General features: G+C 70.4%; 11 protein-coding genes. 10 read left to right on the forward strand and 1 reads right to left on the reverse strand.

The window, feature by feature from the left end:
- Positions 1-190 precede the first annotated feature (190 nt).
- The 6 genes from tdh (at position 191) to AB0D04_RS18655 (ending at position 5,918) form a co-directional block, all read left to right on the forward strand.
- Positions 191-1,219, forward strand: coding sequence for an L-threonine 3-dehydrogenase (gene tdh / locus AB0D04_RS18630; protein WP_362704207.1), 1,029 nt, complete (start codon positions 191-193; stop codon positions 1,217-1,219).
- Between the two features lie 61 nt (positions 1,220-1,280).
- Positions 1,281-2,519 (forward strand): glycine C-acetyltransferase, encoded by a 1,239-nt coding sequence (locus AB0D04_RS18635; RefSeq protein ID WP_362704209.1) that lies wholly within the window; start codon positions 1,281-1,283, stop codon positions 2,517-2,519.
- 27 nt (positions 2,520-2,546) lie between these two features.
- Positions 2,547-3,455: a LysR substrate-binding domain-containing protein gene (locus tag AB0D04_RS18640; RefSeq protein WP_362704212.1), complete on the forward strand. Its 909-nt coding sequence runs from the start codon at positions 2,547-2,549 to the stop codon at positions 3,453-3,455.
- Between the two features lie 216 nt (positions 3,456-3,671).
- Positions 3,672-5,024, forward strand: a complete 1,353-nt coding sequence (locus tag AB0D04_RS18645; protein WP_362704213.1) for a chloride channel protein — start codon at positions 3,672-3,674, stop codon at positions 5,022-5,024.
- Between the two features lie 127 nt (positions 5,025-5,151).
- Positions 5,152-5,313 (forward strand): hypothetical protein, encoded by a 162-nt coding sequence (locus AB0D04_RS18650; protein WP_362704215.1) that lies wholly within the window; start codon positions 5,152-5,154, stop codon positions 5,311-5,313.
- 236 nt (positions 5,314-5,549) lie between these two features.
- Positions 5,550-5,918, forward strand: a complete 369-nt coding sequence (locus tag AB0D04_RS18655) for a hypothetical protein (RefSeq protein ID WP_362704216.1) — start codon at positions 5,550-5,552, stop codon at positions 5,916-5,918.
- 147 nt (positions 5,919-6,065) lie between these two features.
- On the opposite strand, the gene AB0D04_RS18660 is transcribed toward AB0D04_RS18655, so the two are convergent.
- On the reverse strand, positions 6,066-7,091 hold the full coding sequence (locus AB0D04_RS18660; RefSeq protein ID WP_362704218.1) for a PHP domain-containing protein: 1,026 nt from the start codon (positions 7,089-7,091) through the stop codon (positions 6,066-6,068).
- Between the two features lie 246 nt (positions 7,092-7,337).
- On the opposite strand from AB0D04_RS18660, the gene AB0D04_RS18665 reads away from it, so the two are divergent.
- The 4 genes from AB0D04_RS18665 (at position 7,338) to AB0D04_RS18680 (ending at position 12,094) form a co-directional block, all read left to right on the forward strand.
- Complete coding sequence (locus AB0D04_RS18665) at positions 7,338-7,862, forward strand: hypothetical protein (RefSeq protein WP_362704220.1); 525 nt, start codon at positions 7,338-7,340, stop codon at positions 7,860-7,862.
- A 683-nt stretch (positions 7,863-8,545) separates the two neighbouring features.
- Complete coding sequence (locus tag AB0D04_RS18670; RefSeq protein WP_362704222.1) at positions 8,546-8,758, forward strand: type A2 lantipeptide; 213 nt, start codon at positions 8,546-8,548, stop codon at positions 8,756-8,758.
- A 199-nt stretch (positions 8,759-8,957) separates the two neighbouring features.
- Positions 8,958-9,767: an HlyD family efflux transporter periplasmic adaptor subunit gene (locus tag AB0D04_RS18675; RefSeq protein ID WP_362704224.1), complete on the forward strand. Its 810-nt coding sequence runs from the start codon at positions 8,958-8,960 to the stop codon at positions 9,765-9,767.
- Complete coding sequence (locus AB0D04_RS18680) at positions 9,764-12,094, forward strand: NHLP family bacteriocin export ABC transporter peptidase/permease/ATPase subunit (RefSeq protein ID WP_362704227.1); 2,331 nt, start codon at positions 9,764-9,766, stop codon at positions 12,092-12,094. The genes AB0D04_RS18675 and AB0D04_RS18680 overlap by 4 nt, the downstream gene beginning before the upstream one ends.
- Positions 12,095-12,098: the final 4 nt, after the last annotated feature.

A 12,098-nucleotide genomic window follows, 5' to 3' on the forward strand; every position in this document is an offset into this window, starting at 1 on the left:
GGGGGGGCAGGCCCCGGCCGCGCCGGTGCTCGGCGTGCTGTGCGCGCCGCCCGGCGTAAAGGGCAGCTGTGACCGCGCTTAAGAAATCCTCGATGGACCGGGCGCCCGGCGTACGGAAGATTTCCTGACGGAGATCGGGCGGCCGAAATGTGCCCCCGGCGGGATATCTGCACGTACGGGAGCCGTTGCGGTGAAGGCACTGGTCAAGGAGAAGGCGGAGCCCGGACTGTGGCTCACGGACGTGCCGGAGCCGGCCGTCGGCGCGGGCGATGTACTGATCAAGGTGCTGCGCACCGGGATCTGCGGCACCGACCTGCACATTCGCTCGTGGGACGGCTGGGCCCAGCAGTCCATCAGCGCCCCGCTGACCGTCGGCCATGAATTCGTCGGCGAGGTCGTCGAAACGGGGCGCGATGTCGCCGACATCACGCCGGGCGATCTGGTCAGCGGCGAGGGCCATCTCGTCTGCGGCAAGTGCCGTAACTGTCTGGCCGGACGGCGTCATCTGTGCCGCGCCACGGTCGGCCTCGGCGTCGGCCGGGACGGCGCGTTCGCCGAGTACGTGGCGCTGCCCGCGGCCAATGTGTGGGTGCACCGGGTCCCGGTCGACCTCGATATCGCGGCCGTCTTCGACCCCTTCGGCAACGCCGTGCACACCGCGCTGTCGTTTCCGCTGGTCGGCGAGGACGTACTGATCACGGGTGCCGGACCGATCGGGATCATGGCGGCGGCCGTCGCCCGGCATGCGGGCGCCCGCAATGTGGTGATCACGGACGTCAGCGAGCCGCGCCTGGAGCTGGCGAGGAAGGTCGGCGCGAGCCTCGCCCTCAATGTCGCCGAGACCTCGATCGCCGAGGGTCAGCACGCGTTGGGACTGCGCGAGGGCTTCGACATCGGCCTGGAGATGTCCGGCCGGCCCGAGGCGCTGCGCGGCATGATCGGCAATATGACGCACGGCGGCCGGATCGCCGTACTTGGCCTGCCGTCCGAGGAATTCCCCGTCGACTGGTCCCGGATCGTCACCTCCATGATCACCATCAAGGGGATCTACGGCCGGGAGATGTTCGAGACCTGGTACGCGATGTCCGTCCTGCTCGAAGGCGGCCTCGACCTCGCGCCCGTGATCACCGGCCGCTACCCCTACCAGGACTTCGACGCCGCCTTCGACGATGCGGCGAGCGGCCTCGGCGGCAAGGTCATCCTCGACTGGACTGCCTGACCGACCGGAGCCCCCTGCACCGTCACCCCTCCACTCCTCTCAACTCCTGGAGAAAACCGGCATGTTCGACTCCGTACGCGACGACCTGCGCACCACCCTCGACGAGATCCGCGCCGCCGGACTGCACAAGCCCGAGCGCGTCATCGGCACCCCGCAGTCCGCCACCGTCGAGGTCACCGCAATGGGGTCTCCCCTGCTCGAGCGAAGCCGAGAACTTGGGGAAGGCCGCCCCGGCGAGGTGCTCAACTTCTGCGCCAACAACTACCTCGGCCTCGCCGACCACCCCGAGGTCGTCGCGGCCGCCCACGAAGCGCTCGACCGCTGGGGGTACGGCCTGGCCTCGGTCCGCTTCATCTGCGGCACCCAGGAGGTCCACAAGGAACTGGAGCAGCGGATCTCCGGCTTCCTCGGCCAGGAGGACACCATCCTCTACTCCTCCTGCTTCGACGCCAACGGCGGCGTCTTCGAGACCCTGCTCGGCCCGGACGACGCCGTCATCTCCGACGCCCTCAACCACGCCTCCATCATCGACGGCATCCGGCTCTCCAAGGCCCGCCGCTTCCGCTACGCCAACCGCGACATGGCCGACCTGGAACGCCAGTTGAAGGAGGCCGCCGAAGGGGGCGCGGGCCGTAAGCTCATCGTCACCGACGGTGTGTTCTCCATGGACGGCTACCTCGCGCCGCTGCGCGAGATCTGCGACCTGGCCGACCGCCACGGCGCCATGGTCATGGTCGACGACTCGCACGCGGTCGGCTTCGTCGGCCCCGGCGGCCGCGGCACCCCCGAGCTGCACGACGTGATGGACCGCGTCGACATCATCACCGGCACCCTCGGCAAGGCCCTCGGCGGCGCCTCCGGCGGCTATGTCGCCGCCCGCGCCGAGATCGTCGCCCTGCTGCGCCAGCGCTCGCGCCCGTATCTCTTCTCCAACTCGCTCGCCCCGGTGATCGCGGCCGCCTCGCTGAAGGTGCTCGACCTGCTGGAAACGGCCGGTGACCTGCGCGAACGGCTCAACGCGAACACCGCGCTGTTCCGCTCGCGGATGACCGAGGAGGGTTTTGAGATCCTGCCCGGCGAGCACGCCATCGCCCCGGTCATGATCGGCGACGCGGCCGAGGCGGCCCGGATGGCGGAGCTGCTGCTGGAGCGAGGTGTGTACGTCATCGGCTTCTCGTACCCGGTCGTCCCGCAGGGCCAGGCGCGGATCCGCGTCCAGCTGTCCGCGGGGCACTCCACCGACGACGTCCACCGTGCCGTGGACGCCTTTGTGGCGGCCCGGTCCGTGCTGGAGGCCTGATCCCGCGGGTCCTGGGAAACTGGAAACATGATCGAAGCACGGCGGCTGCACATCCTGCGCGCGGTGGCGGACCACCGTACGGTCACTGCCGCGGCCGCCGCGCTCTACCTCACCCCCTCCGCGGTCTCCCAGCAGCTGGCCGCCCTGGAGCAGGAGACCGGCCACCGCCTGGTGGAGCGCAGCGCCCGCGGTGTCACGCTGACCGCCGCGGGCGAGATTCTGCTCACCCACGCCAACGCCGTCCTCGCCCAGCTGGAGCGCGCCGAGTCGGAACTGGCCGCATACGGCTCGGGCGAGGCGGGCGTGGTGACCGTCGCGGCCTTCGCCACCGGCATCTCCCTGGTTGTCGCGCCCGCGATCACCGGGCTCGCCGCGTCCACACCGGGTATCCGGGTCCGCGTCCGGGACGCCGAGGGCGACGCCAGCCTGGTGATGGTCCTCGACCGGCAGGTCGATGTGGCGGTCGCCGTCGAGTACCGGGGCGCGCCGCGCGCGGACGACCCCCGGCTGACCCGCGTCCCCTTGTACGCCGAGCCGTTCGACGCGGTCCTCCCGCTCGGCCATCGCCTCGCGGACGCGGCACAGGTGGCCGTGGCCGACCTCGCGGGCGACCCCTGGATCGGCCCGTACCCCGGCAATCCCTGCCATGACGTGGTCGTCCTGGCCTGCGAGTACGCCGGATTCGAGCCGCGGCTGGAGCATTCCTCCGACGACTTCCGCGCCGTGGTCTCGCTGGCGTCGGCCGCGGCCGGGGTGGCCCTCGTACCGCGGTCGGCGCTGGCCGATCTGGACCTGAAGGGGGTGGTGGTCCGCCCCGTCGACGGTGTGGCGCCCACCCGGCGGGTCTTCGCCGCCGTCCGCCGCGGGGCCGAGCAGCATCCGCTGCTGCGCCCGGTGCTGGCGGCCCTCCAGGAGGCGGCGGCGCCGCAGGGGTGACAGCGCCTCAGGGGTGGCAGTGGATCAGGGGTGACGGGGCCTTAGGGGCCGCAGTGGATCAGGGGTGACGGCGGATTCGGGGTGACGGCGGATCAGGCGGTTGCCCGGCCGCCCGGCCGCGTCCTCCGCGCCGTGGTGGGGTGCGCATGGCAGGCTCGGCACGGCCGCGGCCAGGGGGCGCCCGGCGCAATCCCCGGCTCCGAGGAGGCGATTCGGATGTCGGTCGGCCCGTCCGGACCGGTCGGCGGGGCGGCGCCCACCACGCCCCGGGACCCGCTCGCGCTGCTGCGCACCCGCGGCTATCTCAAGCTCCTGGTGCTGGCCGCGCTGCTGGGCCTGCCGATCTGTGCCGTGGCGTTCGGCTTTCTCGCGCTGGTGCATGAGCTGGAACCGCTGATCTTCCACGACCTGCCGCATGCGCTGGGCTTCGACGGCACCCCGGCATGGTGGCCGCTGCCCATGCTCGCGGTCGGCGGACTGCTGGTCGCCCTGACCGTCCGCTACCTCCCGGGCAACGGCGGCCACGAACCGGCCGACGGATTCGCGGTCGGCGCCGCCCCCGCCGTCTCCGCGCTCCCCGGAATCGCGCTGGCGGCGCTGGCCACCCTCAGCTTCGGTGCGGTGCTCGGCCCCGAGGCGCCGCTCATCGCGCTCGGCGGCGGGCTGGCCGTCGGCGCCGTACGCCTGCTGCGGCGGGACGTACCGGAACAGACCGCCTCCGTGGTGGGCGCCGCCGGCAGCTTCGCGGCGGTCAGCGCACTGCTCGGCTCCCCGCTCCTGGGCGCGTTCCTGCTGATGGAGGCCTCGGGGCTGGGCGGTGCGCTGCTCGGCGTGGTGCTGGTGCCCGGTCTGCTCGCGGCCGGGATCGGCGCGCTCATCTTCACGGGCCTGGGGGACTGGACCGGTCTCGGTACGTACTCGCTGACCCTGCACCACGTCCCCGAGGCCACCGGACCGACCCTCCCGGAGTTCGGCTGGGCCCTGGTCACCGGCGTGCTGAGCGCTCTGGCCGGGTTCGGCATCCGTCGGCTCGCCCGCTTCCTCAAGGGCCGCGTCGCCCGGCACCGGCTCCCGGCCACGGTGGCGATGGGCCTCGTGGTCGGCGCCCTGGCGATCGCCTTCGCCGAGGCCACCGGCGAACCGGCGTCCGAGCTGCTGTATTCGGGCCAGTCGGCGCTGGGCTCGCTGTTCAGCGACACCGCCGGCCATTCGGTGGCGACGCTGGTACTGCTGGCCGCCGGCAAGAGCCTCGCGTTCTGCGTGTCGCTGAGCGCCTTCCGCGGCGGCCCCATCTTCCCGGCGATGTTCATCGGTGCCGTGGGCGGCGTCGCGCTGTCCCACCTTGCCGGGCTGACGCTGACCGCCGCCTTCGCCATGGGCGTCGGTGCGATGATGGTCGCGATGCTCCGGCTGCCGATGTCCTCCGTCCTGATGGCCACTCTGCTGCTGGGACGCTCCGGGCTCACCGTGATGCCGCTGGTGATCGTGGCCGTGGTGACCGCGTACGTCCTGACGGCTCGCCTCACATCTGCGCCTCGGAACGGCGTACCGGCCCAGGTCCCTGCCTGACGGACGTGGTGACCGGTGGTCTTGGCCATCGCCCGGATCATGGACGGCTCGTGGTGCATTTCGGCAGCCTTCGGCCCAGTGGAATGCTGTGATCATCCGGGAAATGATCAACGGGGGAGCGTTTCGCGTGGGTGTCGTACTGCCGGGCAGGGCGGATGAGCTGCTCGACCTGATCGGTGTGTCATGGCCGAACGTGGATGAGGACGACTACCGCGAAATGGCGAACACCATGCGGGAGTTCGCCGACGACATCGGCGAGGGTGCGAACGCGGCGCACACCGCGATCTGATGACGATGCGATACTCCGAGCCGTGTTCGACCCCGACGACGAAGTCCGAAGCTTCATGACCTACCACGATGACGGTCACTTGATGGAAGGCAACCGTCGGATGGCGCAGCTCATCGCTCGAGCTCAAGATCCTCGGAGCTCCATCACATGGGATACCCCCATCTCTATCCGAGGCTGGGGGTGACCGAATGCGGCACATGGCTCGTAGGATCGCAGCTCGTACCGTGGAACGACGGGTGAAGACACTGCGCCCGGAGGCGGCGATCGCGCTGATGGAGGCCGCCGGCGATGCCCGCTTGAATCACCAGGGGAACGCCGACTGGATGCGCAAGAACTCGCAGGAGTTCGCGGACGTCTACTTGGTGCCGCTGCACGGGCACCGACTGCGCTCTGGTCACCTTCGCTGCGCGGTGGTCCTGATGGGGCGGAAGAATGATGTGGTGTGGATGTCCCTCGATGTCAGCCCGTGGAAATCGCTTTCGCTGCCAGGTGTGCGTGCCAGGGAAATGGTCGGCATCGTCGGGAAACTGGCGGCACGTCACCCGGTCGTCAAATGGGACGGCACCTTGACCGACGGCACACCCGCCGACGGCACACCGACCTGATGAGGAAGTCGGCTGCCGGGGCGGCTTGTCCACCGCGCCCCGGCAGCCGACCGCCCCGGCGAACCGGTCCATGCCGACGTCCGGAGACCCGGCCGGATCCCCCGAGTCCGTCTGCTCAGGGCCCGGCCATGACCCATCGGACAGGCCTCAGCGCCCCGGCCTCCTCCCCGTCCAGGCGGCCAGCTGCCGTGCCGTCCAGGTATTGATGACCCGTTCGGCGGGCACCGCACACTCCTCCGCGCGGGCGCAGCCGTAGATCTGCCAGTCCAGTTGGCCCGGTGCATGGGCATCGGTGTCGATGGAGAAGAGGCATCCCGCGTCCACGGCCTGGCGCAGCAGCCGGCGCGGTGGGTCGAAGCGGTCGGGCCGGCAATTGATCTCCACGGCCGTGTGGTGCTCGGCGCAGGCCACGAACACCTCGCCGGCGTCGAACTGCGACTCGGGGCGCAGCTTGCCGGTGATCTGCCGTCCGGTGCAGTGGCCCAGCACATCGACCAGCGGATTACGGACCGCGGCCAGCATCCGGCGGGTCATCGGCCGGGCCTCCATCCGCAGTTTGGAGTGCACCGAGGCCACCACCACATCCAGCTCCGCCAGCAGTTCCGGCTCCTGGTCCAGCTCGCCGTCGTCGAGGATGTCGCACTCGATGCCGGTCAGCAGCCGGAACGGCGCCAGCCGCTCGTTCACCTCGGCCACCAGCGCCAGCTGCGCGCGCAGCCGCTCCGGGCTCAGCCCGCGGGCGACGGTGAGCCGGGGGGAGTGGTCGGTGAGCACACACCAGTCGTGCCCGAGGTCGCGGGCCGTTGCGGCCATCGCCTCGACGGGGCTGCCGCCGTCCGACCAGTCCGAGTGCAGATGGCAGTCGCCGCGCAGCGCCCGCCGCAGCCGCTGCCCCCGTTCTCCGTCGACCAGCGGCCCGCCCGCCTCCTCCTCCAGCCGCGCCAGATAGTCGGGGACCTCGCCCGACAGCGCCTTCTCGATCACCCGGGTCGTCTTGGGCCCCAGCCCTTTGAGCCGGGCCAGCGAACCGTTCGCCGCGCGCCGGCGTACCTCTTCGCCGGACAGCCCGCCGATCACCTCCGAGGCCGTACGGAAGGCCCGTACGCGGTAGGTCACCGCCCCCTGCCGCTCCAGCAGGAAGGCGATCCGTTCCAGCGCCTCGACCGGCTCCACGTACGGCTCCTTCCCGGCCTGTTGCGGCCTCTTCCCACGGTGCCGCACTCCGGCACCGGCTGCCATCGGCGGGTGCCGCGCGGACATGCGCGGGCGGGCCTCCCAGCCGATAATTGAGGGGTGAACCGGTCGATTTCGGCACACGGACAAGCAGCCGGTCAGCGGGATTCCGCGGGGGCTGCGGCCGGGACGCGGCGCGTGGGCGGGGCGCTGTACTCGTTCTTGCCATGGATCATCTTCGGCGTCGTGAGTTCTCCCAGCACCTGGCAGTACGCCGCGCTGGCCGCGCTGCTGGCGTCGGTCGTCCTGATTCTGCCGGACCTCAAACACGGCGCTCCGAAGATGCTGAACGTGGCCGGACTGGTCTTCTTCGCCGTCGTGAGCGTGCTGGCGCTCGTTCTCGACACCGATGATCTCGCCGATCTGGAGCGATACAGCCGGGTCATCTCCAGTGGGTTCATCGCCGTGGTGGCGTTGGGTTCGCTGGCGTTCGTCCCGTTCACGGAGCAGTACGCGCGCGAACAGACCCCGCGGGAGGTATGGGGCCACCCGCTCTTCCGCAAGGTCAATGTGCGGCTGACGGCCTTGTGGGGCGGCGTCTTCGCACTCAGTGCGGTCAGTTACCTGGTGGGGATGCAGACCGATGCCGGTGCGGACTGGTTCAACTGGATCATCCCCATCGGACTCCTCGTCGTGGCCGTCAAGGTGACGGCCTGGTACCCGGATCACGTCCGGGCCGCGGCCGGCGCCCCGCCCGCCCGGCCGAGTTGACGGACGCGGGCGTCCCCCCTTAAACCGCCCATTTCCGCCCCGTCCACGTGTAGCGCCGTTATGTGGTTATGTCCGTTCTCTGGATATCCCGTCATATCCCGTCGGTTTCTGTCGTCATGCCGTGGGAATTACGTTGTGTATTCCCGGTGATATCGCCCGGGAGCGTCGGCCGATACATGTGCGGGCAATGTGCGCGCAACATCTCCTGATAGACGCCGAGGGCAACCATTGCGGTTCCGTTGGGGTTCTCCGGGTGTGCCGCCCTGGGGTCACGTAAAAATTGCGGACCTTCAGAAGATCTACACATCGCATACAGGGGTGGCGCACTCGCCCCTGTTGATCATCCCCGCCCTGACCTGCACGTCAGCGAGTTGATGCGGGAATGTCCTGTTCGAGGGCAAGGCGTCGTCACGTTGTGAAGATCGAAACCGTGGAGCATGTGAAGAAGCTGCCACCAAGTTATGAACGTGTGTCCACGTCAGGTAATTCTGCGGAGCTGTGGAGTCCGGATCGGCGGTTGTCGGATTAGCAGACCAACGTGCCTGCATGCTTTGATCCTTCGCACCGCGGAAGTCGCACAGGGTTCTCGATTTCGAGGTCCCGGCGACTGCTGCCGCGGCCGGACCGCTCAGCCGGACGGCTCGGTCGCAGCTATTTGAGATACGTATCCGAAAGGAATCATCATGCGCGAGATTCAGACCCAGGAAATCGCTGACTTCGAGCTCGACAACGTGGCCGGTGGCCTCGTCGGCAACCTGGCCGACACCGCCACCTCCACCCTTGACGGCGCCACGGGCCTCAACGTCGGCGGCACCCTCGGCACCGCCACCGGCACCCTCGAGGGCGTGACCGGTGTCAACACCGCCCAGATCACGGGCCTCGTCGCCGGTCTCTGAGACCAACGGCAGGTCGGCGTCCCCTCCTTGCCGACATGCCGGCCGGCTGCCCCGGAACCGCCAGGCCTTCGCCGGGTTCCGGGGCACCCGGCTGCCGTGCCCTGGACAGGCGCCGTACGCTGGGCTCCACCACAGCGGCCGGGCCGACTGCCGCGTCCGTGGCGTCCTGACAGACCTTTGCAGTTGAGGGAAGAGTGTCGTGCAGTTCCGCCAACAGGCCCTTTCCAAGCTGCAGTCACCGGAGGAAATCGATCTCCCGGTGCGCTTCGCCCGGCCCCAGGGCTGGCTTGTACTGATCATCACGGTCGCCGTGGTGATCGGCGCCGCCTTCTGGGCGGTGACCGGCACCGTCTCCTCCACGCTCGACGCCTCCGGCATCCTCACCCACGGCCAGGGCAGCTACATCCTGCAGAGCCCCGTCGCGGGCCAGGTGACCGCCGTCCTCGCCGAAGAGGGCAAGCGGGTCGCCGCCAACACGCCCGTGCTCAAGGTCCGTACCGCACGCGGCACCACCGTCATCGTCCGCGCGATCGCCGCGGGCCGGCTGACCACCATGGTCGCCACCATCGGCTCCGTCGTCACCACCGGCGCGGACGTCGCCTCCGTGGAACGGATCGCGCGCCCCGGCGATCCCCTGACCGCGACGCTGTACGTCCCGGCCGAGAGCGCGGCGACGGTCCCCGTGGGCGCCCCGGTCGACCTCAGCGTCCAGTCCGTGCCGACCCAGCAGTACGGCGTACTGCGCGGCCGGGTGCAGGCCGTCGGCCGGACCGCGCAGACCCGCCAGCGGATCGGCGCCTACCTGGGCAGCAGCCAGCTGGGCGAGCAGTTCTCCCGGCACGGCCAGCCCGTCGCCGTCCTGGTGAAGCTGGACCGCTCGCCCCGTACCAAGTCCGGCTACGCCTGGTCCTCCTCCGACGGACCGCCCTTCGCGGTCGACTCCATGACCATGGCCGGCGGCGCCGTCCACCTGGCCGAGCAGCATCCGATCGATTGGCTGCTTCCGTGAGCGCACCGAACGACTCCACTGCCGCCCCCGCGTCCACTCCGCAGCAACTGCCGCCGCCGGGCCGCCGCCGACACCGCCCCGAGCCCGCGCCCAGCGGCCGCCGGGCACACCGCGGCGCCCCGGCGCCGACCCGGAAGAGCCAGCGGCCCCGCAAGACCCAGAAGACCAAGAAGCCCAGGTCGGTCCGCACCCCCACCGTCCTCCAGATGGAGGCCGTGGAATGCGGCGCCGCCTCGCTGGCCATGGTGCTCGCGCACTACGGCCGCCATGTGCCGCTCGAGGAGCTGCGGATCGCCTGCGGCGTCTCCCGCGACGGCTCCCGCGCCAGCAATCTGCTCAAGGCCGCCCGCAGTTACGGCCTGACGGCCAAGGGCATGCAGATGGAAACGGCCGCGCTCGCCGAGGTCCAGGCGCCCGCCATCCTCTTCTGGGAGTTCAACCACTACGTCGTCTACGACGGCATGGGCCGCAAGCTCGGCCGCCGCGGCGTCCACATCAACGACCCCGACAAGGGCCGCCGCTTTGTGCCGATGGAGGACTTCGACACCAGCTTCACCGGCGTCGCCCTGGTCTTCGAGCCGTCGGAGTCCTTTGAAAAGGGCGGCCGCAAACCGGGCATCATGGGCGCCGTGCCCGCCCGGCTGCGCGGCACCAAGGGCACCCTGCTCGCCTCGCTGCTCGCCAGCCTGCTGCTGGTCGCGGTCGGCGCCGCGGTGCCCGCGCTCAGCCGTACGTACATCGACATGTTCCTGATCGGCAACCAGACCTCGCTGCTGGGGCCGCTCTTTGCATCGATGGCGGCGATGGTCGTGCTCACCGCCGTACTGACCGGCCTGCAACAGGCCAACCTGCTGCGCGGCCGGATCATCTCCTCCACCCTCAGCAGCGCCCGCTTCCTGCGGCATCTGCTCAGACTCCCGGTCACCTTCTTCGCCCAGCGCAGCCCCGCCGACCTCGTCCAGCGCCTCCAGTCCAACGACGCGGTCGCCGAAACCCTGGCCCGCGACCTCGCCGCGGCCGGCGTGGACGGCATCGTCGTCGTCCTGTACGCGTTCCTGCTGTGGACCTACGACCCCCAGCTGACCGTCATCGGCATCGGCATCGCCCTGCTCAACGTCGTCGCGATGCGCATCGTGGTCCGCATCCGGGCCACCCACACCCAAAAGCTCCGTGCGGACACCGCCCGGCTGACCAACACCTCCTACACCGGCCTCCAGCTCATCGAGACGATGAAGGCCACCGGCGGCGAGAACGGCTTCTTCCGCCGCTGGGCGGGCCAGCACGCGGCCACCCTTGAGGAGCAGCAGCGCCTCGGCGTCCCGAGCGCCTGGCTGGCCGTCGCCGCGCCCACCCTCGCCACGCTCAACAGCGCCCTGATCCTGTGGATCGGCGGACTGCGGGCGGTCGAGGGCCATATCTCCATCGGCCTGCTCGTCGCCTTCCAGGCGCTGGTCACCCGCTTCACCGCGCCGATCACCCGGCTCAACGGCGTGGCCGGCCGCATCCAGGACTTCGCCGCCGACGTGGCCCGCCTCAAGGACGTCGAAAGCTTCCCCGCCGACAGCCTCTACTCGCGCCCCGGCGCGGACGGCGCCACCCGCCGCCTCAAGGGCCATGTGACGCTGGAGAACATCACCTTCGGCTACAGCCCGCTGGACAAACCGCTGCTCACCGGCTTCTCCCTCGCCGTCGGCCCCGGCCGCCAGGTCGCCCTCGTCGGCGGCTCCGGCAGCGGCAAGTCCACCGTCTCGCGGCTGATCTCCGGCCTCTACAGCCCCTGGGAAGGCACCATCCGCATCGACGGACAGCGCCTGGAGGACATCTCGCGCAGCGCGCTGGCCGCCTCCGTCTCCTTCGTCGACCAGGACGTCTTCCTCTTCGAAGGCACCGTCCGCGACAACGTCGCCCTCTGGGACCCCTCGATCCCCGACGACGCCGTCATCGCCGCACTGCGCGACGCCGCCCTCTACGACGACGTGATCGCCCGGCGCCCCGACGGCATCCACAGCCGCGTCGAACAGGACGGCCGCAACTTCTCCGGCGGGCAGCGGCAGCGGCTGGAGGTCGCCCGCGCCCTGGTCCGGCGCCCCAGCATCCTCGTCCTCGACGAGGTCACCAGCGCCCTGGACGCCCGCACCGAACAGATCATCATCGACAACCTGCGGCGGCGCGGCTGCGCCTGCGTGGTCATCGCCCACCGGCTGAGCACGGTCCGCGACAGCGACGAAATCGTGGTCCTCGACCACGGAGAGGTCGTCGAACGCGGCCGGCACGAGGACCTCGTCGCCGCCGGAGGCGCGTACGCCGAGCTGGTCAAGGAGCACTGACGTG

It is taken from the genome of Streptomyces sp. NPDC048483, from assembly GCF_040651455.1.
Taxonomy (GTDB): Bacteria; Actinomycetota; Actinomycetes; order Streptomycetales; family Streptomycetaceae; genus Streptomyces.